Source organism: Actinacidiphila sp. bgisy160, assembly GCF_965342435.1.
Taxonomy (GTDB): Bacteria; Actinomycetota; Actinomycetes; order Streptomycetales; family Streptomycetaceae; genus Actinacidiphila.
This window is the reverse complement of record NZ_CBDRCM010000150.1, coordinates 1-600: the sequence shown is the minus strand read 5'-3', so window position 1 is coordinate 600 and position 600 is coordinate 1. Positions and strand designations below refer to the sequence as shown.

General features: G+C 66.3%; 1 protein-coding gene. It reads left to right on the top strand.

The window, feature by feature from the left end; all coding sequences use genetic code 11:
- Positions 1 to 36: 36 nt before the first annotated feature.
- Positions 37 to 600 (top strand): hypothetical protein (locus ACRWNP_RS37190; RefSeq protein ID WP_431969443.1); only part of this gene is annotated, 564 nt, incomplete at its 3' end.

The following is a 600-nucleotide window of genomic DNA, read 5'->3' as shown; positions in this document are numbered from 1 at the left end:
TTGTACTGCGCCGGAGAGGCCGGCAAACGCTGCCCCGTGGGCGCGCCGACGTTCTGGTCCCGCAAGCGCCTGTCCTCGGTGACGACCAAGGCGCAGCGCACTCAGGGCTCCACGGCACTGAGCAAGGTCGACAAATACCTGCTCACCCAGTCCTTCCCGAGCACCCTGACCGACACGGCCCCGCCGCTGTGGCTGGAGTCCATCCAGCGCACCGGCTACGCCGTCGACGGCCAAACCACTGCACAGATGAATGCGGTGGAGTTCTCCCACAACAACCAGGCCATGCCCAACCGAGTCACCACCGGAAGCGGCGACCCCCGGCCGGCGTTCGACCGTCTCCGTATCCGCAGGGTGGTCACCGAGTACGGCGGCGAGATCGACGTCGAATACTCCGACCCCTGCCCGGCCATGGCCGTCGAGGCTCACCCCGACCCGGAGGACAACGGCACCCGCTGCTACCCGGTCTACTGGAGTCCGGACCCGAAGCAGGAGACCATCGACTGGTTCAACAAGTACGTCGTCACCTCCATCACCCAAAAACCCCGCATCGACGACGTCCCCGACCTGGTCACCGAATACCAGTACCCCACCGACGGCGCA